We start from the raw sequence: 20,745 nt of genomic DNA on the forward strand, positions 1-20,745 counted from the left end.
GGGCATGCCAAGCGTAGTGCAGTTGAAAATACGAGGCCGGGATGATGCCGGCTTTGGAAAAAAATGTAGCGGGCCGGTCCTAATGGCCGGCCCGTCCGAATAACACAACGGAATCGACGATGAAGCGTATCGCCGCCCTGATCCTGCTTGCCTCCCTTTCTACGAGCGTGCTCGCTCTCGAACCTTTCGTCGTTTCCGATATCCGTATCGAAGGCCTCAGCCGCATCTCTGCCGGTACGGTGTTCAACTACCTGCAGATCAACAAAGGGGACCGCCTCACCAACGAGGAAGCCCAGCAGGCCATCCGCGCCCTCTACAACACCAAGTTCTTCAGCGATGTGGAGCTGGAGCGCGATGGCGACATCCTGGTGGTGAAGGTGGTCGAACGTCCGTCGATCACCAAGTTGACCATCCGCGGCAACAACGACATCAAGACTGACGACCTGAAGAAGGGTCTGAAGGATATCGGCCTCTCCGAAGGCGAAACCTTCGACCGCCTCGCGCTTGATCGCGTGCAGCAGGAACTGATCCGCCAGTACTACAACCGCGGCAAGTACAACGTGTCGGTCAGCCCACACGTGACCCAGTTGGATCGCAACCGCGTCGCCATCGACATTGAAATCCGCGAAGGCAAGGTCGCCAAGCTCAAAGAAGTGAACATCGTCGGCAACACGGCGTTCACCACCAAAGACATCGAAAGCGATTTCGAATCAGGCACCACCAACTGGCTGTCCTGGTATTCGAAGAACGACCAGTATTCGCAGGACAAGTTGTCCGGCGACCTGAAGAAGCTGCAGTCCTACTACATGGATCGCGGCTACGCTGACTTCGGCATCGACTCGACCCAGGTCACCATCGCGCCCGACAAGCGCGCGATGTACATCGCTGCCGACGTCACCCAAGGCGACATCTACCACATTTCCGATACGCATCTGCTCGGCCAGCTGATCCTGCCGGAAGACACGCTGCGCAAGCTGGTGTTCGTGAAGAATGGCGACTTGTTCAACCGCCGCGCGATCGAGGCCACCTCCGATTCGATCAAGGCCCTGTTGGCCAACATCGGTTATGCCTTCGCCAAGGTGAACTCGGTTCCCAAGCTCGACAAAGAAAAGCACACCGCTGACATCACCTGGTACATCCAGCCGGGTCCGCGCGTGTATGTTCGCCGCGTCATCTTCCAGGGCAACACCCGCACCGAAGACGACGTGCTGCGCCGTGAAATGCGCCAGCTCGAAGGCTCCTGGTATTCGCAGGCGGCCATCGACCGTTCCAAGATTCGCCTGCAGCAGCTGGGCTTCTTCAAGACCGTCACCATCGACAAGCAGACCGTGCCGGGCACGGATGACGAAGTCGACCTGACGGTGAAGGTGGAAGAGCAGTCCGCCGGCAGCCTGACCTTCGGTGTGGGTTATTCACAGTACTCGGGCATCATCCTGTCCAGCTCGGTATCGCAGAACAACTTCCTCGGCACGGGCGACCGCTTCACCATCGGCGCCGAGCGCAGCGACTACCTCACCCAGATCAATGCGGGCTACTCCACTCCGTATCTGACCGACAACGGCATCGGCCTCGGCTACAACGCATCGTTCTCGCGCGCCGACTACAGCGACCTGGGCAGCCAGTACGCCAGCTATTCGAACAGCACCAAGTCGTTCTCCACCACGCTGACCATCCCGGTTACCGACTTCGATCGCTTGAGCGGCAGCCTGGGTATCGGCAGCACCAAGATCAATACCTACGCAGGCTATACGCCGCAGATATTGATCGACTACATGAACGCGCTGGGCCACAACACCATCCATTCGTGGACCGGTTCGTTGAGCTGGGTGCATGACACGCGCAACTCGTACTGGGCGCCCACACACGGCGGCCAGCTGACGGCAACGGTCAGCGCGGCGCTGCCCGGCTCGACCGTGCAGTACTGGACCTTCAACGGCGAAGCCAATCACTACTGGCCGATCGGCGGCGGTTTCGTGCTGTATCTGGACGGCAAGGTCGGTTACGGCGACACCTACGGCGGCAAGACCTTCACCAGCACCACCGCGGATTACGATCCTTCTGCCAATGTTGGGTACAAGGCCGGTCAGGCGATCACCTTCCCGTTCTGGATGAACTTCTACGCCGGCGGTGTGACCGACCTGCGTGGCTTCCAAGACAACACGCTGGGTCCGCGAGCCTGCGCAGGCTCGACCTCGACTGGCGGTCCGATCCAGCCCGTCAACGGCTACTGCGCAAACAGCACCTACAGCTACGCGCAGCCGATCGGTGGTGCCTTCAAGGTGCTGGGTACGGCAGAAGTCTACCTGCCGCTGCCGTTCCTGAAGGACATCAACACCGCACGCGTGTCGTTGTTCATGGACGTCGGCCAGGCCTACTCGACCATCCAGAACTTCAGCGCCAAGCAGCTCGATGCATCGGCCGGTGTGTCGCTGCACTGGCAGGCACCGATCGGTCCGCTGATCATCAGCCTGGGCTTCCCGTTCCGTACGCAGGTAGGCGACAGCCAGTACGAAGAACGCATCCAGTTCACCTTCGGCAGCCAGTTCTAAACTGACCTGCGGGAACATGCCTATGGAAAGCGCGGCTATGCCGCGCTTTCTTTTAGACTCGCAAGTTGCTGCGCACGGCAGGGACTGAGCCCCTACAATGCTGCGCATGCCGTGGAGCCGGAGCCCTGCATGAGTAAGACTGAATACAGCGTGGCAGAACTCGCCGAACGCTTCGCCCTCGAATTCCGGGGCGATGGCGCACGCATGATCGATGGCGTCGGCACCCTGTCCGGCGCAGGCCCGACTCAGCTGAGCTTTCTTTCCAACAGCAAATACGCCGCACAATTGGGTGGTACTCGTGCAGGCGTCGTCGTCTTGCATAGCGATACTGTGGATAGCTGTCCCACGGCTGCATTGATCGCACGCGATCCTTATGTGGCTTATGCACACATTGCTGCATTATTCGAGCCCTTGCCTGCTGCAGTGCCTGGCATTCATCCGAGCGCAGTCGTCGCGCCCGGCGCGCGCGTAAGCGCCAGCGCCAGCATCGGCCCTTGCTGCGTGGTCGAAGGTGATGCGGTGATCGAAGACGGCGCCGTGCTCGGCCCACATTGCATCATCGGTTCCGAATGCGTCGTCGGCGCCCAATCGCGACTGGTGGCGCGTGTCACCCTGGTCTCCCGCGTCACCCTCGGCAAGCGCGTGCTGGTTCACCCCGGTGCAGTGATCGGCTCGGACGGTTTCGGCCTCGCCTTCGATCGCGACCATTGGGTGAAGCTGCCACAGCTGGGGGGTGTGCGGATCGGCGACGATTGCGAAATCGGCGCCAACACCACTATCGACCGTGGCGCACTGGACGATACGGTCCTGGAAGAAGACGTGCGGCTAGACAACCAGATCCAGATCGCCCATAACGTGTATATAGGCGCCCACACCGCCATGGCGGGGTGTGCAGCCGTGGCCGGCAGTGCGAAAATCGGCCGTTATTGCATGATCGGCGGCAATGCCGGTGTGCTGGGCCATCTGGAAGTGGCTGACCGGGTTACCATTACCGCCAAGAGCCTGGTAACTCACTCCATTCGGGAAGCCGGCGAGTATTCCTCCGGGGTGCCGCTGCAGGAAAACCGTCAATGGCGCCGCAACGCTGCGCGCTTCAAGCACCTCGACGAGTACGTGCGCCGATTGTCGGCGCTGGAAAAGGACAAGAACGATGACTGACAACACCGCTCCGATCTCGCTGCCGGTGAATGTGGAACAGATCCAACAGCTGCTGCCGCATCGATACCCCTTTCTGTTGGTCGATCGCGTGATCGAAATCGTGCCGGATCAAAGCGTGGTGACGTTGAAGAACGTAACCATCAACGAACCGTTCTTCAACGGCCACTTCCCCAATCATCCGGTGATGCCGGGTGTATTGCTCGTGGAGGCCATGGCGCAGTCCGCCGGTCTGCTCACGCAGCTCAGTGCGCGCGTGAAAGGTGGCTCGCCCAGCTCGCTGTTCTATTTGGCGAAGGTGGACAACGCACGCTTCAATGCGCCGGTGGTGCCGGGTGATCAGCTGCGCATGGAAGTGCGCCTCAAGCGCCTGCTGCGCAGCATGGGTCTATTCGAAGCACGCACGCTGGTCGATGGCAAGGAAGTGGCCAGCTGTGAACTGATGTGTGCGTCGAGGTCCGAGAAATGATTCATCCGACCGCGCAGATCGATCCGTCCGCCGTCATTGGCGCCAATGTCCGCATCGGCGCGTATACGGTCATCGGCGCCGACGTGCACATCGGCGATGGCACCATCATCGGACCGCATGTCGTCATCGAAGGCCCTACCCGCATCGGACGCGATAACCGCATCGCGCAGTTCGCTTCGCTGGGCGGCGATCCGCAGGACATGAAATTCAGCGGCGAGCGCACCGAGCTGGTGATCGGCGACCGCAACCTGATTCGCGAGTTCGTCACCATCAGTCGCGGCACGAGCGGCGGCGGCGGCGTTACGCGCATAGGCAACGACAACTGGCTGCTGGCCTATGTGCACGTTGCGCACGATTGCACCATCGGCAACCACACCATCTTTTCCAATTACTCGGCCTTGGCCGGTCATGTCGAAGTGGGTGACTGGACGGTCTTCTCTGGTTATTCCGGCGCGCATCAGTTCTGCAAGATCGGCGAACACGCATTCATCGCCATGGGCTGTTTGCTCGGCGCCGACGTTCCGCCATTCCTGATGATGGCCAACGACCAAAACGGACGTCCGCGTGGCCTCAACACCACTGGCCTGAAGCGCCGCGGCTTTGAGCCGGAGCGCATTACGGCTATCAAGCGTGCCTATCGCACTCTTTACACCTCCGGCTTGCCGCTGGCTGAGGCGCGCGAGCAATTGGCAACGCAGGCGCAGGAAAGCGAAGACGTGCGCGCGATGCTCGAATTCCTTGATCGCAGCGAGCGTGGTTTGGCTCGCTAACTATCTGGTCGGGCTATCCCGCACGGCCATGTGCTTCACGCGACGTGGGAGGTTTGGACATGCTGGCTCCTGATGTCGTCGAAAAACCGGCTGCCGAACAGCAGCCGTTGATTGCCGTGATCGCCGGCGAAGAATCCGGCGACCAGCTTGGCGGTAACCTGATCGCTGCGTTGCGGCGCCATTATCCCAATGCCCGCTTTGCCGGCATCGGTGGCAGCCGCATGCAGCAGCAAGGTTTCGAGTCGTGGTACGACATGCGCGAACTGTCGCTGTTCGGCTTTGCCGAAGTCGTGCGCCACCTGCCGCGGCTGCTCAAACTGCGCAAGGAACTGGTCACGCGGCTTATCGCCGAAAAGCCGCTGGTGGTGATTGGTATCGATGCGCCTGATTTCAATCTTGGCGTCGAGCATCGCGTCAAACAGGCCGGCTTGCGCACCGTGCATTATGTCAGCCCCTCGATCTGGGCTTGGCGCGAAAAACGCGCCGACAAGATCGGCGCCAGCGCCAACCGCGTGCTCTGCCTGTTTCCGATGGAACCGCCGATCTACGCACACCACGGCATCGATGCCCGCTTTGTCGGCCATCCGCTGGCGGATCGCTTTCCACTGGTTTCCGACCGTATTCCGGCACGCCGCGCCTTGCAGCTTCCGCTGGATGTGCCCGTGCTCGCCGTATTGCCAGGCAGCAGGCATTCCGAGCTGGAACGCCTGGCCGGGCCATTTCTCGACGCGGCGCGCCGCGTTGCAGCGGCACTCCCGGGTTTGCGCATTGTCATACCTGCGGCCAATTCGCGCGCACTCGCCACGCTCAAGACGCTGCTTGCGCGCGGCCCGCACGACGAAATGATGCCCATTTTGCTGGACGGCCGTGCGCACGATGCGATGCTTGCGGCTGATGTCGTCATGCTCGCTTCCGGCACCGCCACGCTGGAGGCGATGCTCGCCAAGCGCCCCATGGTCGTGGGTTATCGCGTATCACCCATCAGCTATCGCATTGCGCGCATGCTCAAGATGCTCAAAACAGATGTATACGCGCTGCCCAATATCCTTGCGCGCGCTTGCGGCTTGGGAAAAGACGCCGTGCTTGTTCCGGAACTCATGCAAGACGATTGCACAGGCGCCAAGCTGGCGGAGGCCACACTGACGCTATTCCGCGACAGTGAACGCCGAGGCGCCATCGTCGCCGCTTTCGAGCAATTGCATGAAGCACTGCGCGGCAATCTTCACGGCCACGCAGGCGATCATGCGGCAGCGGCGATTGTAGAGTTACTCGATACATCCAAATCCCTCTCCCCTTCGGGGAGAGGGTTGGGGTGAGGGGCCAACCTCGCCTTACCCATTAATTGGAGCCTGCTTTGTATGAAAGTTGAGGCAAGCCTTGCGCCCCTCACCTCAATCCTCTCCCCGGAGGGGAGAGGAGGCGGACGCGAAGAACACGTCATTCATATCGCCGGTGTCGACGAAGCAGGCCGCGGTCCTCTCGCCGGCCCCGTCGTGGTCGCAGCGGTAGTGCTCGATCCGTCCAGGCCGATCGAAGGCTTGAACGACTCGAAGAAACTCAGCGAAGCGCGCCGCGAAAAACTCTATCCGTTGATCGTGGAACGCGCGCTGGCACATTGCGTGGTGGTCATCGAACCGGAAGAAATCGATCGCCTGAATATTTTCCAGGCCACCATGACTGGCATGAGCCGGGCCGTTGCAGGACTGGTGCCTGCCGCCAGCGAAGCATGGATCGACGGCAACAAGATTCCCAAGGATCTCCCCTGCCCTGGTCGAGCCATTGTGGGCGGCGATGCACTGGAACCGGCGATCAGTGCAGCGTCGATTCTGGCCAAGGTCAGCCGCGACCGGCTGATGGTCGCCATGGAAGCGCTGCACCCCGGCTACGGTTTCGCTGTGCACAAGGGTTATCCCACGCCTGCACACTTGGCAGCGTTGCAACAGCTGGGTCCATGCAGTCAGCATCGCCGCAGCTTTGCACCCGTGAAACAGCTGCTCGATCAGGGCCAGCTTTTCTGATCATCACTGTCGCTTCACGCGTCACGTTTGTTTATCGGATGTGATGTTCCATCTATGCAACCTTACCTATTGCGTCTGCATCAGAGCAGGTATACGAATGGAATCGGAAAGCCGCTGCGGCAGACTGCATGCACTGCCGCCACGAGCACCCGCAGGGACGCTAACGTAGCCGTCCGGTGATGCCGCCGTGAAACGCCCATCGTGCTTCAGACACCGGACTTTGGAGGGTGTCATGATGCTTCCTTTCCGCCGCCGCCCCAACGCGCCCAAACAGTCACCCTACACACCGGCAGCCGAAGTGCGTCGGCCAGAACCGGGGGTCCCCGAACTGGGTCCGCGACACCTCGATTACGACTTGCATCCGCTCAATGTGGAGAGCCTTTCGCACTACATCGAGCCGGTCGCGGACGAGGAACGGTTCCGGGTGTATTGATCAAGGCTAGAAACGATGATCGGTAAACAGGGAATAGCGGGGTTGCGGTCAATGTGACGTCCCCGATTCCCTGTTCCTGGCGCTTGTCAATTCTTGCCCACACCGGACCACCCCGTTAGGCTGGGACATTGCTTCGCGTGCGAGCCATGTCCCTCCGTTTCGCTCATCTGCATCTGCACAGCGAGTATTCGCTGGTCGACTCGACCATCCGCATCAAGGCGCTGGTGGCTGCCTGCGTGCAAGCGGGCACGGGCGCTGTTGCGCTCACCGACGAATGCAACATGTTCGCCCTGGTGAAGTTCTACAAAGCATGTAGCGCCGCAGGTATCAAACCCATCGGTGGCTGCGATCTGTGGATCAGTTCGCTGGATGACCCGCGCCCATGGCGTCTGACCGTGCTCTGCCAGAACCGGGACGGTTATCTGAACCTGTCGCGCCTGGTTTCGCGCACCTGGCGCGAAGGCCAACAGGGCGGCCGCGCCCTGACCGATGCCGGTTGGCTCACACCTGATGCGACAGACGGACTGATCGCCTTGCTCGGACGCGAAAGCGAAATTGGCCGCATCGCTGTGAACCAAGGCACGGAAGCCGCGGCGTCGCGTTTGCGCGCGCTGATGCAACTCTTTCCCGATCGCCTGTACCTGGAACTTACCCGCTGCGGCCGCGAAGGCGAGGAATCGTGGAACAACGCCGCGCTGATGCTCGCGACCGAACTCGATCTGCCGGTCATCGCCAGCAACGACGTACGCTTTCTCAAGCAGGACGATTTCGAAGCGCACGAAGCGCGCGTATGCATCCACCAGGGCCGTGTGCTGGCCGATCCCAAGCGCCCACGCGACTACAGCGACCAGCAATACCTGAAAACGCCGGAAGACATGGCGACGCTGTTCGCCGACATTCCCGAAGCGTTGGAAAACACCGTCGAGCTTGCCAAGCGCTGCAACCTGGAACTCACGTTCGGCACTTACTACCTGCCGAACTTCCCGGTGCCGGAAGGCCACGATCTGGCCAGCTACATCCGCGAACTCGCGCGCGAAGGCTTGAAAGAACGCCTTGCCAGCGCCCCGCTCGCCCAGGGTCATACCCTGGCCGATTACGAAGCGCGCCTGGAACGTGAGCTGGACGTCATCATCGAGATGGGGTTCCCCGGCTACTTCCTGATCGTGGCGGACTTCATCAACTGGGGTAAGCAGAACGGTATTCCGGTCGGCCCAGGCCGCGGTTCGGGTGCCGGTTCGTTGGTGGCGTGGGTATTGAAGATCACCGATCTCGACCCGCTGCAGTTCAACCTGCTGTTCGAGCGCTTCCTGAACCCCGAACGCGTGTCGATGCCCGACTTCGACATCGACTTCTGCATGGACCGCCGCGATGAGGTGATCGACTACGTCGCGCGCAAATACGGCCGCGACCACGTCAGCCAGATCATCACCTACGGCTCGATGGCCGCGAAGGCAGTGCTGCGCGACTCCGGCCGCGTGCTGGGCATGGGTTACAACGCAGTCGACCGCATCGCCAAGCTGATCCCGCCGCGTCCGCTTGATCTGACCCTGTCCTGTGCGCTTGGCCGCTCGGAGAAAGCGCAGAAAGAACCCGAGCGCGTGGTGAAGGAGTTCTGCGATCTCTACGCACAGGACGAAGAAGCCAAAACGCTGATCGATCTCGCGCTGAAACTGGAAAGCCTTACCCGCAACGCCGGCAAGCACGCCGGTGGCGTGGTGATCGGCCCCAAGCCGCTGACCGAATTCGCGCCGCTGTACTGCGAACCGGGTGGCGGCGGTGTTGTTACCCAATACGACAAGGACGACGTCGAAGCCGTCGGCTTGGTGAAGTTCGACTTCCTCGGCCTGCGAACGCTCACCATCATCGACTGGGCCGTGAAGGCGATCAACGAGCGTCGCGCCAAATCCGGCGAAGAGCCGTTGGATATTGCTGCCTTGCCGCTGGACGACCCCGAACCATACGAGTTGCTGAAAAGAGCACAGACGGTGGCGGTGTTCCAGCTCGAATCCTCCGGCATGCAGCGCATGTTGAAGGATGCGAAGCCTGACCGCTTCGAGGACATCATCGCCCTGGTGGCACTGTACCGCCCCGGCCCGATGGACCTGATCCCCAGCTTCGTCGCGCGCAAGCACGGCCGCGAGGACGTGGAATACCCCGACCCCCGCGTCGAGCCTGTCCTGAAAGAGACCTACGGCATCATGGTCTACCAGGAGCAGGTGATGCAGATGGCGCAGATCGTGGGCGGTTACTCGCTCGGCGGCGCCGACCTGCTGCGCCGCGCGATGGGTAAGAAGAAAATCGAGGAGATGGCCAAGGAGCGCGCCAAGTTCCGCGAGGGCGCCGCCAAAGACGGGCTCACCGGCGACAAGGCTGACTCCATCTTCGACTTGATGGAAAAGTTCGCCGGCTACGGCTTCAACAAGTCGCACGCCGCCGCCTACGCGCTGGTCTCGTACCAGACCGCGTGGCTGAAAGCGCACTACCCCGCCGAATTCATGGCCGCGACGATCTCGTCGGACATGGACAACACCGACAAGGCGGTCACCTTCCTCGACGAATCGCGCGCGATCGGCCTGACTGTCCTGCCGCCGGACGTGAACGCCTCGGAGTTCATGTTCGTCGCGGTTGAGTCCAAGGTCATCCGCTATGGCCTTGGCGCGATCAAGGGCGTTGGCCAAGGTGCCTGCGAAGCCATTGCCGAGGAACGGCGTAAAGGCGGTGCGTATAAGGACCTGGCGGACTTCTGCCGCCGCGTCGATTCGACCAAGCTCAACCGGCGCGTGCTCGAAGCGTTGATCCTCTCCGGCGCGCTCGATGCGCTGGCGCCCAATCGCGCCAGCCTGATGCTGCAATTGCCGGATGCGATGAAGGCAGCCGAGCAGCACCTGCGCGATCGCCAATCGGGCCAGAACGACATGTTCGGCGCGTTCACATCCGGCAAGAGCGGGGACGCGGCCGCTCCCGTGGTACAGATGAACCTGCCCACGGTGCCCGAATGGCCACTGGAGCAGAAGCTGCAAGGTGAGCGCGAAACGCTCGGCCATTACTTCTCCGGCCACCCCACCGATCCGTGGCGCGAGGAATTGGCCCAGCTATCGACCTGCCCGCTGGGTGAGATCGCCGACCGCTATCAGCCACCGCGCCCACGCAAGAACGATGGCGATGACAACCGCTTCCGCCGCGGCCCCGACACGCCCTGGACCGTCGCCGGCATGGTCGTGGCGGTGCGCAAACGCGGTGACAGCGACGCCTTCGTGCGCCTGGAAGACGGCACTGGCATCATCGAAGTGAGCTTTTTCGGCGAGCTTTACCAGCAGGTCGCACCGCTGCTTACGCGCGACGAGCTGCTGGTGGTTGAAGGCGGCCTGCGCATCGACGAATTCTCCGGCGGCGGGTTCCAAGTGCGTGCCCGCAGTGCCTACACCTTGGCCGACGCCTGCCGCCGCTTCGCGCGCCTGCTGCGGGTGAAGGTCAACGGCATCGGCCCCGACTTCATTGCGCAGTTCCGCCAGGCGCTGGCCGGTCACCGGGGCGGTCGCGCCAGCGTGATCTTGAGCGGCTACCACAACGCCAAGGCACAGGCCGATTTCGAGCTGGGTGAGGATTGGCAGGTCAATGCGATTCCCGAGCTGCTGCGGGCGGTACGCAACATGCCCGGCGTAATCGGAGCGGGCGTCAGGCTCGTGAAAACCGGGAACGGGGATTAGGCGTGGCTCACGCCAAGCGCCGGTTTATCCTCCGCTTCTTGCCACCCGGCCACGCCGCAAAGCCATACGCCCCCGTTCCCGTGTTTTTTGCGACCCCGGTATACTGCCCCGCTTCTGTGCCATACCAAGACCGGAATGAATCCTAATTTCCTCGACTTCGAACAGCCGATTGCCGATCTGGAAGCCAAGATCGAGGAACTGCGCTACGCCAGCAGCGGCCAGTCGGTCAATATCGACGACGAAATCCGGAAGCTGCGCGAGAAGCTGAAGATCAAGACGGCCGACATCTTCCGCAACCTGGATTCCTGGCAGACCACCCAGCTGTCGCGTCACCCGGCCCGTCCCTACACGCTCGACTACATCAGCGTGATCTGCGAGGAATTCCACGAGCTGGCCGGCGACCGCGCCTTTGCCGACGACGGCGCCATCGTGGGCGGCTTAGGCCGCATCAATGGCCGGCAGGTGATGATCATTGGCCACCAGAAAGCCCGTGACACCAAGGGCAAGCTCAAGCGTAACTTCGGCATGCCTCGCCCAGAGGGCTACCGCAAGGCACTGCGCCTGATGAAGATGGCCGAGCGTTTCAAACTGCCGCTGTTCACCTTCATCGACACCATGGGCGCCTACCCCGGCATCGGTGCCGAAGAACGCGGCCAGAGTGAAGCCATCGCCCGCAACCTGCTGGAAATGGCTGAGCTGAAAACCCCGATCATCTGCACCGTGATCGGTGAAGGCGGTTCCGGCGGCGCGCTGGCAATCGGCGTCGGCGACCGCACGCTGATGCTGCAATATTCGACCTATTCGGTGATCACGCCAGAAGGCTGCGCCTCCATCCTGTGGAAGAGCGGCGAGAAAACCAAGGATGCTGCCGAGGCTTTGGGGATGACTGCGCCACGCCTGTTTGAGCTTGGCCTGATCGACAAGGTTGTGCGCGAGCCGCTGGGCGGCGCTCATCGCAATCCGCATTCCATGGCCATTCGCCTGAAGGCCGTCCTACTCAACGAGCTGGACAAACTGGAAGCCATCCCGACGCCCGAGCTGCTGGAACTGCGCTACCGCCGTCTGCGCGGCTACGGCGCCTATCAGGAATAACTGGCAGCATTTCGTTTTTTGCTGAAGAATCGCCGGACACTTCACTGACGCGATTCTTCCATGCAGGCTCGCTCCCTTTTGCGCCGCGCCGTTGTGGCTGCGGCAATGATTTGTGCAGCTCACGTTTCGGCGCAGACTGCGCCCGCGCAAACCGACAACGCCGAAACACGCACCGCCAAGGCGTTCGAAGCTGCTCACCAGCAAGGCCCGCTTGCCTTGCAGGCCTTCCTCGCCGGGATGCCCAAGGGCGGTGATCTGCACAACCACCTCAGCGGCGCGGTATATGCCGAATCGTGGATCGCCCAGGCCGCTATTGATGGGCTATGCGTGGATATCGCCACTTCAAGCTTGCTGGACAAACCCGACGCCGCCGCACCGAACTGCGGCAATGGCCGCCGCCCCGCCGCCGATGCGCTCAATGACCAGCACTTTTACGACACGCTGGTAGATGCCTTCTCCATGCGTAGCTTCGTGCCTTATGCCGGGCACTCCGGTCACGACCAGTTCTTCGACACCTTCGGCCGCTTCGAAGCCGTCAGCCCACAACAGCACATGGGCGACTGGCTCAACGAAGTCAGCGTACGCGCCGCCACGCAAAACGAGCAGTATCTGGAACTGATGGTAACGCCGCCCTTTGCGCACGCGGCACAACTCGCCCGCACAATCGGCTGGCAAGATCATTTCGACGTTATGCGCCAGCGACTGCTTGCACATGGATTGAAAGACGAAATGGCCACCGATGAGCAATTGCTCACCCAAGCCCTGGCCGAACGCAGACGCCAACAACATTGTGATACCGCCAAGGCGGACGACGGCTGCTCGGTGCAGATTCGCTTTCTGTATCAGGTTTTGCGCGGCGCAGCGCCGGAGCGAGTATTCGCGCAGACCCTGCTTGGCTTTGAGCTTGCCTCCGCCGATCCACGCTGGGTGGGTATCAACTTTGTCATGCCTGAAGACGGCTATCTGTCGATGCGCGATTACACCTTGCACATGCGCATGCTCGACTACCTGCATCATCTGTATCCCAAGGTGCACATCAGTCTGCACGCCGGCGAACTAGCTCCCGGCCTGGTGCCGCCAGACGGCTTGCGCTTCCATATCCGCCAAGCAGTGGAAATGGGTCATGCCGAACGCATCGGGCACGGCGTGGATGTGATGTATGAAGATCATCCCGAAGCACTGCTGGATGAAATGGCCGCGCATCATGTCATGGTGGAAATCAACCTCACCAGCAACGATGTGATTCTGGGCGTGCGTGGTGCCGACCATCCGTTACCGATGTACCTCAAACACGGTGTGCCCGTAGCACTGTCCACCGATGACGAAGGTGTTTCGCGCATCGATCTGACCCACGAATACGTACGCGCCGCCGAAGATTTCGGACTCGGCTATCTCACGCTGAAGCAGATGGCGCGCAACAGTCTCACCTACAGTTTCCTGCCCGGCGATAGCTTGTGGACATCGAATGCCTGCCAGAACCAGACGCCTGGCGGCGATCATCCCGGCGCGGCTTGCCACCACCTTCTCGACAGCAGCGCAAAAGCCGCCGCGCAATGGGAACTGGAGCGCCGTCTGCATGCCTTTGAGGACGCGCACTAGAGCCACTTCAATATCTCAGCGTAGTTCGCATAGCACCTGAGCAGCGGCCAGGTGGTCGTGCGTGACACAGCGCCAGACTGGCTATCTGGTCAAGCCGCGCACGGCCGCATGGCTGCTGATCAGGTGCTATGCGGGCTGCGGGGAGATATTGAATTGGCTCTAAACGCCTCGAATTAGCGATACCATCGGGCTAACGTCACCGGGAGCCGCATTCATGCCCAACGACCATGCCGTCAAACTCGCCGTGCTGATCGACGCAGATAACGCACAGCCGACGATTGCCGAGGGATTATTGGCCGAGGTTGCCAAGTACGGCACGGCGCACGTGAAGCGCGCCTATGGCGACTGGACCAGCAATCATCTGAAAGGCTGGAAAGACCAACTGCTGAAGCAATCCATCCAGCCAATCCAGCAGTTTGGTTATACCAGCGGCAAGAACGCCACGGACTCGGCCATGATCATCGACGCGATGGATCTGCTGTATTCAGGCCGCTTCGATGGCTTTTGTATCGTTTCCAGCGATAGCGATTTCACACGATTGGCGGCGCGCATCCGCGAATCGGGCTTGATCGTCTACGGCTTTGGCGAACGCAAGACGCCCGAACCGTTCGTCGCTGCCTGTGACAAGTTCATCTACACCGAAATCCTCGGCGCCAAACCCGACGAAGAACAGCCGCTCAAACCACGCACAACCGCACAGCTGAAACAGGACAGCGGCCTGATCAACCTGTTACGCAACGCGATCGATGCGGCTTCCGACGACGATGACGAAGGCTGGGCGGGATTGGGTGGTGTCGGCTCCATCATCACCAAGCAGCGACCCAACTTCGACTCGCGCAGCTACGGCTACGGCAAGCTCAGCGAACTGATCGATGCCATCAAACTGTTCGAACTGGATCGGCGCAGCCCCGGCGACGGCCGTCCGAAGGCCATCTACGTGCGCAACAAGAAAAAAACCGGTGGCGCGTGATTGACGAAACCGCCTTGCCTGCTGCCTTGCGGCGGGCTCTGCATGCACATCAACAAGGAACACTGTGCGTCGCCTACAGCGGCGGCCCTGACTCCACGGCACTGCTGCACGCATTGGCGCACCTGACCGAAGCGCGCACACGCGGCTTGCGCGCCATACATGTGGACCACGGCCTGCATGTCGACAGTGCACGCTGGGCTGCACATTGCCGCGCTTTCTGTGCAGCGCTGGGTTTGCCATGCGACGTACACGTTGCGAAAGTGGACCGCTCCGGCGGCATCGGTCTGGAAGCTGCTGCGCGTCATGCCCGCTATGCCATTTTTGCCGAACATTTGCATACTGGCGAGCGATTGATCTTCGGCCATCACCAGGACGACCAGGCCGAAACCGTGCTGCTGAAACTGCTGCGTGGCGCAGGACCGGAAGGCTTGGGCGGCATGCGCGAAGAACGCCCACTTGGCTGCGGCATGGCGTGGCGGCCGCTGCTCAATCTGCCACGGCAAGCGCTGCGTGATTACGTGACGGCGCACGATCTGCCCTGCATCCACGATCCATCTAACGATGATCGGCAACTGGCACGCAATCACCTGCGCCATGAGGTCATGCCGCTGCTGAAAGCCTATTGGCCACAGGCCACGATCTCCATCACACATAGCGCCATGCTGTGCCGTGCCGCTGCCGATACCCTGCAGCAGGATTGGCTTACTGAATATGAGAACTTACGCGATGACACCAGCAACAGCCTGGATGCGCGCGGCTGGCTTGCCTTGCCCGCGGCGCTGCGCGATCCGCTCCTCGCGCACTGGTTGCATGTCCAGGGCCTGACTGCGCCGACAACTGCGCAACGACAGCAGATCGAACGTCAGTGCACCGCCCAGGATGGCCAGTTGCCATGTATCCAATGGCCAGGCGCTGAAGTGCACGTGTGGAAGCATCGACTATGGGCGATGCTTCCACGCATAAAGGCCGAATGGTCAGGCTCACTGCGCTGGCAAGGCGAACCGCTGATGCTTCCCGGCGGCGGACAGCTGAGCCTGGAGCCTGCCACGCAACTCCCTGTGACGCTGACTGTGCGTACGCGCAGCGGCGGCGAGCGCATTAAGCCGGCTGGCGATCGCCATACACGCGAATTGCGTTCATTGTTTCAATCAGGCGCGATTCCACCGTGGCAACGCGATGTCTGCCCCCTGCTCTACGAGGGCAAGGAATTGATCGCCGTCGCTGATCGCTGGCTCAGCACACGTGCCGAGGCTATTTTCAACGAGGTAAATGCACAGCCGTGCTGGCGACCAGCTTGTTAGATTACAAGAGCATGATCAAATCCGGGGCAATCGAAACCATTTCACTTCAGTAGAGCGATGGTGAACGCCGTATGGTTGCCGATCGCTCAGTCCCCCTCTCGCAGAGAGCAGGCCGGCAGCAAGTGTCACCTGCAAATGATGCATAAATCGATGTTGTCCCATAGACAACACAACTAAGCACGAGCTAAACAAAACAAGGCTAATACCGCGGACTACCTGCATGCCTTACTTGAATGGATGCTGGAAATACAGAGATGAGCTGTACTACGAGGACCTGGTTCATATCGAGGCCCCCTTCTTTGCGGGCAAGCCGCCCAAGGAAAAGATATATCCACCTGGGCTAAGCGAGTACATCACCAGGCATCGCACCGAGCGTGACATGTACTTTCTCAAGGACAAGCCTTTCAAGCCAGTGGCTCGATGGGAGACCGACGAAAGTGACCCGAATAAACCCAAGATAGTCTATTGCGGCGGCTTTGACGTTTCTCTTCAATTCAATATGCAATGGCTAATTCGTACCGCTCGAAGGCGGTATGACCGCGGCGGTATCGGCGGATCGCCAGATATTGTCCGTTCTCCCAAACAAGATTCCCACAAATCTCGCGCCGACATGCCTGCGGCCCAAGCCATCGACAACACCGCCATATGGCCGGGCGCACCCTCCGCAGAAAGCTTGCCAGCCGCGCACGTGAGCGCAGGCATTAAAACAGGGCTCGGTGATACGGCGGATGTGATCGCCGCAAAATCGCCGACGATGCAGCAGCTACAGACGTTGACAGACAAAAAGTGGGTTGTCTTGTACAACAAGCCTGGACTCGCGAGCGCAACAGATAGCGAAAGCAGCCGAATTTTCATTGGCGATGCTTATCGGACACGACCGGAATGGGCGGCAAGTCAGCTTAGTCACGAGCTTGGACACGCTGAGCATCCTCCTGTCTACGACTTCAGCTCCAAGGAAGCTTATTTGCAATCGGAGCAGTTGAGTGAAGGTTACGCAACGCTGAGCAACATCAGGGCTCAACGCGAAATCCTGATGAACGATGGACCTAAAATCCCTCTTTCGGTAAATCCCGACAATATCGGCAAATACAATGATATCTACGATCAAGCAGCCAAATCGGGCGACTGGAAGTCAGCCGCATCGGCCATAGGGAATATTTTTGGCGAGGGAGAAAAATCGATCAATCCCAGCACAGGTGAGCTTGAGTCCTACAACAAAATTTATGGTGACTACTACGATGCCACTTACGGGAAAGGCCGCTAGGGCAGCAGCCAGCGTCCTTTCAATTACCCTTTTCGCTTCAGCCTACGTGGGGGCAGCACCGATGTCTGCCGAGACAACGATCAATAAAACGCTGTTCGAACTCATAGATGCGATACCAAAGCCGCTACCATCATCAGCTGCCAGAATCGAGGAGGTCCTCGGTGTACCGTTGCTGATTACCACCACGGACAACGCAGGTCCCAATTATGCGTCGCGGCCGTTTAGCACCGCTGATGGCTTCAGAATAGAAGCGCTGAATCTGCGCATGGTCCCCTATAGCTACGAACTGAAGCATCCAGGTGTTGGCTCGATTCTATCCCTCGATATTGACACTGAAAGTTGTGTGCTCCCGGAGCCTCTAAAGACAAGATATGCCGTAGCTCAGCTGAAAGGACCAATTTCCGATGATATCGGCCTGGTCTACTGGAGAGCAGTTGTGCCCTGGGGGAAGTTCAGTGTTGGTGTTCGCACCCTGCGCGGCGGCAAAAAATGCGTAGCGTCGGTTGTTATAAATAACAGCCGTGAGGAGCAATAGTCCGCCCCATATTCTGGTGGCTTCTACGACGCTACTATCGGGAATGCCACCAAGGTCATAGCCGCAAAATCTCGTCGACTTGCCCCCACGCCGACCAGGCATCAAGGCGCCAGCGGTGCTGATATAAGCGCTCCACCCCAAGCTGCGCGGGTGAGTCCATGGGATTACGCGGCGAACTTCCGTGCAAGCGGAAACGACAGCCAGCAAGATCATCCATGTTGCTAGGGATCCTGGCCAACCTTTTGCTCCAATCCCGAAGCTGTAGGCACTACCGCGCCATTCACCTTGCGATTGACAAAATACATCAGCACAAACGAGAGCAGCGTGGTGCACACCAGCACGTCGCCCAATATATCGAAGTGCAACAAGCGTCCATCGCTGGCTTCTTTGACGACCATGCCACCCAGCATCGCGGCAAGGCCGCCCGACATCTGCTGCAACGAAGAACTGATCGACATGTAAGCACCACGATCAGCCGGCCTGGGCAACGCAGACATCAGCGCCGACGACGAAATCATGCGCGAGAAGATGCCGATCTGCAGCAACGCGCTCACGACAATCAGCATCCACAAACCCACGTTGGACAGGCGCGTATAGATCACCACCATCACGATCGTCGCCGCGCAACCGAAGGCGAAGACGCGGAATTTGCCAAATGTATCGCTGGCCCGGCCGATCAGCGGGCCCATGATCGCGGACACCAAGCCCGTAATCAGATACACCACCGACAGCTGCTTCACCGAGATGCCGACGTTATGCACCAAAAACAGCGTGGAATATGGCATCAGCAAGAAGCCACCGATCGTCAGCATGGCCGTGGTGACAAAGCCGATCAGATAGGAACGCGTCTGAAGCGTATGCAACAAGTGGTGCAGTGGATGGCGATCCGGTTGCAAAGCCAGATGCGCATTGACGGGGCGCAGGCGGCTGAATATCGCTATACCAACCAGTGAACACACCACCACGATCATGAAAAATGGCGCGTTCCAGTTCCAGCGGCTGGAAAGTTCCAGTGCCATCGGCAAACCGAGCACGGTGCTGGCCGCGAAGGCCGATTGGATGAAGCCCATCACGCGCCCGCGCATCGACAGCGGAAACAGGTCGGTGACGATCGCCATCGACGCAGCACCGACCACGCCTGCAAACAACCCCGTCACCATGCGCGCGAGCAGCAGCGTGACGTAGGTGTGCGCCAACGCGCAGCACAACGTACCGGTCATGAAGCCCACGTAGAAAACCAGCAGCAGTTTCTTCCGGTCGAAACGGTCGGCATATCCCGCCGCGAGAATGCCCGACACGCCCGCGGCGAATGCATAAGCCGACACCACATCGCCAAATTGGCCCGGGGTGATATTGAGTGCCGGAATGACGATGGCGCCCAGCGGCGCCAGCAGCATGAAATCCAGCACGATGGTGAACTGCAGGAAGGCCAGCACGGCCACCACGAATTTCTGATAGCCGGAAAAACCCATGCCGCCCGGCTCAGCGGCATGCGATATCGAAGGGTTGGTCACAAAGACTCCAAGGGCAAACGGCGTCCAGCGGTTCGCTCGGTTTGAGGGATGGTCGCAAGATAATATTTCGATATATCGAAATCAAGCCTGTCAAAAGTCACGCTTTCCAGAAAGGGGCCGCTATAACATGACGTTGCATCACACCAAATCTCGACAGCGATTGATTCCGCCCGTGCGCTGCGCTAGCGTTGCGGCCCATGGCAAAGCCCTCCCCCGCCCCTGCAGAAACCGCACCCGCCGCCGATTTCGAGCGCTCACTGGATGAGCTCGAGCAGTTGGTGGCGCGCATGGAAGGCGGCGAGATGAGCCTGGATGAATCGTTGAGCGCCTTCGAGCGCGGCATCGGCCTCTATCGCCATTGCCAGCAGGCACTCGACCAAGCCGAATTGCGCGTGCGCCTGTTGCTTGACCCCGACGCGCCTGACACCGCCGAACCATTTGAACCCGACGTTTGAGCTTAGTCCAGCGCTGCGGACCCAGATAGCCCGCGCCGAAAACGCGCTCGCCGACGCATTGCCGCCGGATAACACCCCGCCTATCGAACTGCGCCGCGCCATGCGCTACGCCGCGCTAGGCGGCGGCAAGCGCCTGCGCCCGCTGCTGACCTACGCCGCTGGCCGCGCCCTGGGTTACGCCGGCCTGGAGCTCGATGCGCCAGCTTGCGCCGTGGAACTGATCCATGCTTATTCACTGGTGCACGATGACCTGCCCGCGATGGACGACGACGCCCTGCGCCGCGGCCGTCCAACCTGTCACATCGTATTCGGCGAAGCGATGGCAATCCTCGCAGGAGATGCCTTGCAGGCGCTGGCCTTCGAAATCCTCGCCCGCAGCCCCTCACCGCAAGGCAAACTGATGCTGAGCACGCTCGGTCACGCTTGTGGCGCAGAAGGCATGGCCGGTGGACAGGCGCTGGACCTGGCGGCGACAGGACACGCCTTGAGCCTCTCCGCACTCGAACACATGCATGCGTGCAAGACCGGGGCACTGATCCGCGCCGCCGTGCGGCTTGGCGCCCTCACCACGGGCGCCGATGCGCGCGCGTTGGAAGCGCTGGACCGCTACGCTTCGGCGGTCGGCCTCGCCTTCCAGATCCGCGATGACATTCTCGACGTGGAAGGCGAGTCCCGCATACTCGGCAAGACAGCGGGCAAAGATGCCGCTGCGGGCAAACCCACGTTTCCGTCAGTCATTGGCCTGGACGCCTCGCATGCACGCGTTGCCGAATTGACCGACGCAGCATTGGATGCCATCACGCCTTTGGGGAAGCAAGCCGCATGGCTGGATGAGTTGGCGCGTTATGTCGCGTACCGGTCGCGCTGATATTCACCACTGCACACCGCACTCTTTCGTTAGCACTCACGAAAAA

Annotated in this window: 17 protein-coding genes; 16 read left to right on the forward strand and 1 reads right to left on the reverse strand. The window is 60.5% G+C overall.

Annotation, left to right across the window (positions count from 1 at the left end):
- Nucleotides 1–119: 119 nt before the first annotated feature.
- The 14 genes from bamA to ISN74_RS14215 all read left to right on the forward strand — a co-directional run bounded on the left by bamA (nt 120) and on the right by ISN74_RS14215 (nt 17,862).
- Nucleotides 120–2,549, forward strand: coding sequence for an outer membrane protein assembly factor BamA (gene bamA, locus ISN74_RS14150; protein WP_188799847.1), 2,430 nt, complete (start codon nt 120–122; stop codon nt 2,547–2,549).
- Between the two features lie 129 nt (nt 2,550–2,678).
- Entirely contained in the window at nt 2,679–3,707 is a 1,029-nt protein-coding gene (gene lpxD, locus ISN74_RS14155; protein WP_188799848.1) for a UDP-3-O-(3-hydroxymyristoyl)glucosamine N-acyltransferase, read from the forward strand.
- Nucleotides 3,700–4,173: a 3-hydroxyacyl-ACP dehydratase FabZ gene (gene fabZ / locus ISN74_RS14160; protein WP_188799849.1), complete on the forward strand. Its 474-nt coding sequence runs from the start codon at nt 3,700–3,702 to the stop codon at nt 4,171–4,173. Before lpxD ends, fabZ begins: the two co-directional genes overlap by 8 nt.
- Nucleotides 4,170–4,943, forward strand: a complete 774-nt coding sequence (lpxA, locus tag ISN74_RS14165) for an acyl-ACP--UDP-N-acetylglucosamine O-acyltransferase (RefSeq protein WP_188799850.1) — start codon at nt 4,170–4,172, stop codon at nt 4,941–4,943. Before fabZ ends, lpxA begins: the two co-directional genes overlap by 4 nt.
- A gap of 59 nt (nt 4,944–5,002) precedes the next feature.
- Nucleotides 5,003–6,259 (forward strand): lipid-A-disaccharide synthase, encoded by a 1,257-nt coding sequence (gene lpxB, locus ISN74_RS14170; RefSeq protein WP_188799851.1) that lies wholly within the window; start codon nt 5,003–5,005, stop codon nt 6,257–6,259.
- A gap of 42 nt (nt 6,260–6,301) precedes the next feature.
- Nucleotides 6,302–6,961, forward strand: coding sequence for a ribonuclease HII (gene rnhB, locus ISN74_RS14175; protein ID WP_188799852.1), 660 nt, complete (start codon nt 6,302–6,304; stop codon nt 6,959–6,961).
- Between the two features lie 232 nt (nt 6,962–7,193).
- On the forward strand, nt 7,194–7,394 hold the full coding sequence (locus ISN74_RS14180) for a hypothetical protein (protein WP_188799853.1): 201 nt from the start codon (nt 7,194–7,196) through the stop codon (nt 7,392–7,394).
- A 146-nt stretch (nt 7,395–7,540) separates the two neighbouring features.
- On the forward strand, nt 7,541–11,101 hold the full coding sequence (gene dnaE, locus ISN74_RS14185; protein WP_188799854.1) for a DNA polymerase III subunit alpha: 3,561 nt from the start codon (nt 7,541–7,543) through the stop codon (nt 11,099–11,101).
- A gap of 135 nt (nt 11,102–11,236) precedes the next feature.
- The gene (locus ISN74_RS14190) at nt 11,237–12,193 is read left to right on the forward strand and encodes an acetyl-CoA carboxylase carboxyltransferase subunit alpha (protein ID WP_188799855.1); all 957 of its coding nucleotides are present in this window, start codon (nt 11,237–11,239) and stop codon (nt 12,191–12,193) included.
- A 60-nt stretch (nt 12,194–12,253) separates the two neighbouring features.
- Entirely contained in the window at nt 12,254–13,792 is a 1,539-nt protein-coding gene (locus tag ISN74_RS14195) for an adenosine deaminase family protein (protein WP_188799856.1), read from the forward strand.
- A gap of 214 nt (nt 13,793–14,006) precedes the next feature.
- Complete coding sequence (locus ISN74_RS14200) at nt 14,007–14,762, forward strand: NYN domain-containing protein (RefSeq protein ID WP_188799857.1); 756 nt, start codon at nt 14,007–14,009, stop codon at nt 14,760–14,762.
- Nucleotides 14,759–16,063 carry a tRNA lysidine(34) synthetase TilS gene (gene tilS / locus ISN74_RS14205; RefSeq protein WP_229679292.1) on the forward strand — a complete coding sequence of 435 codons (1,305 nt, stop codon included), beginning with the start codon at nt 14,759–14,761 and terminating at the stop codon, nt 16,061–16,063. The genes ISN74_RS14200 and tilS overlap by 4 nt, the downstream gene beginning before the upstream one ends.
- Nucleotides 16,064–16,283: 220 nt before the next feature.
- Nucleotides 16,284–17,327, forward strand: coding sequence for a hypothetical protein (locus tag ISN74_RS14210; RefSeq protein WP_188799858.1), 1,044 nt, complete (start codon nt 16,284–16,286; stop codon nt 17,325–17,327).
- A 61-nt stretch (nt 17,328–17,388) separates the two neighbouring features.
- Entirely contained in the window at nt 17,389–17,862 is a 474-nt protein-coding gene (locus ISN74_RS14215) for a hypothetical protein (protein ID WP_188799859.1), read from the forward strand.
- A 221-nt stretch (nt 17,863–18,083) separates the two neighbouring features.
- On the opposite strand, the gene ISN74_RS14220 is transcribed toward ISN74_RS14215, so the two are convergent.
- Complete coding sequence (locus tag ISN74_RS14220; RefSeq protein WP_203546620.1) at nt 18,084–19,376, reverse strand: MFS transporter; 1,293 nt, start codon at nt 19,374–19,376, stop codon at nt 18,084–18,086.
- A 197-nt stretch (nt 19,377–19,573) separates the two neighbouring features.
- Here ISN74_RS14220 and ISN74_RS14225 point away from each other — a divergent pair, with 197 nt between their 5' ends.
- Complete coding sequence (locus ISN74_RS14225; protein ID WP_188799860.1) at nt 19,574–19,831, forward strand: exodeoxyribonuclease VII small subunit; 258 nt, start codon at nt 19,574–19,576, stop codon at nt 19,829–19,831.
- On the forward strand, nt 19,815–20,699 hold the full coding sequence (locus ISN74_RS14230; RefSeq protein ID WP_188799861.1) for a polyprenyl synthetase family protein: 885 nt from the start codon (nt 19,815–19,817) through the stop codon (nt 20,697–20,699). Before ISN74_RS14225 ends, ISN74_RS14230 begins: the two co-directional genes overlap by 17 nt.
- The last annotated feature ends 46 nt before the right edge of the window (nt 20,700–20,745 follow it).

The sequence above is a fragment of the Dyella caseinilytica genome, from assembly GCF_016865235.1.
Lineage (GTDB): Bacteria > Pseudomonadota > Gammaproteobacteria > Xanthomonadales > Rhodanobacteraceae > Dyella_B > Dyella_B caseinilytica.

Coding starts and splice junctions, on each gene's coding strand:
- bamA (WP_188799847.1), top strand. CDS start 120: ATGAAGCGTATCGCCGCCCTGATCCTGCTTGCCTCCCTTTCTACGAGC.
- lpxD (WP_188799848.1), top strand. CDS start 2,679: ATGAGTAAGACTGAATACAGCGTGGCAGAACTCGCCGAACGCTTCGCC.
- fabZ (WP_188799849.1), top strand. CDS start 3,700: ATGACTGACAACACCGCTCCGATCTCGCTGCCGGTGAATGTGGAACAG.
- lpxA (WP_188799850.1), top strand. CDS start 4,170: ATGATTCATCCGACCGCGCAGATCGATCCGTCCGCCGTCATTGGCGCC.
- lpxB (WP_188799851.1), top strand. CDS start 5,003: ATGCTGGCTCCTGATGTCGTCGAAAAACCGGCTGCCGAACAGCAGCCG.
- rnhB (WP_188799852.1), top strand. CDS start 6,302: ATGAAAGTTGAGGCAAGCCTTGCGCCCCTCACCTCAATCCTCTCCCCG.
- ISN74_RS14180 (WP_188799853.1), top strand. CDS start 7,194: ATGATGCTTCCTTTCCGCCGCCGCCCCAACGCGCCCAAACAGTCACCC.
- dnaE (WP_188799854.1), top strand. CDS start 7,541: ATGTCCCTCCGTTTCGCTCATCTGCATCTGCACAGCGAGTATTCGCTG.
- ISN74_RS14190 (WP_188799855.1), top strand. CDS start 11,237: ATGAATCCTAATTTCCTCGACTTCGAACAGCCGATTGCCGATCTGGAA.
- ISN74_RS14195 (WP_188799856.1), top strand. CDS start 12,254: ATGCAGGCTCGCTCCCTTTTGCGCCGCGCCGTTGTGGCTGCGGCAATG.
- ISN74_RS14200 (WP_188799857.1), top strand. CDS start 14,007: ATGCCCAACGACCATGCCGTCAAACTCGCCGTGCTGATCGACGCAGAT.
- ISN74_RS14210 (WP_188799858.1), top strand. CDS start 16,284: ATGCCTTACTTGAATGGATGCTGGAAATACAGAGATGAGCTGTACTAC.
- ISN74_RS14215 (WP_188799859.1), top strand. CDS start 17,389: ATGTCTGCCGAGACAACGATCAATAAAACGCTGTTCGAACTCATAGAT.
- ISN74_RS14225 (WP_188799860.1), top strand. CDS start 19,574: ATGGCAAAGCCCTCCCCCGCCCCTGCAGAAACCGCACCCGCCGCCGAT.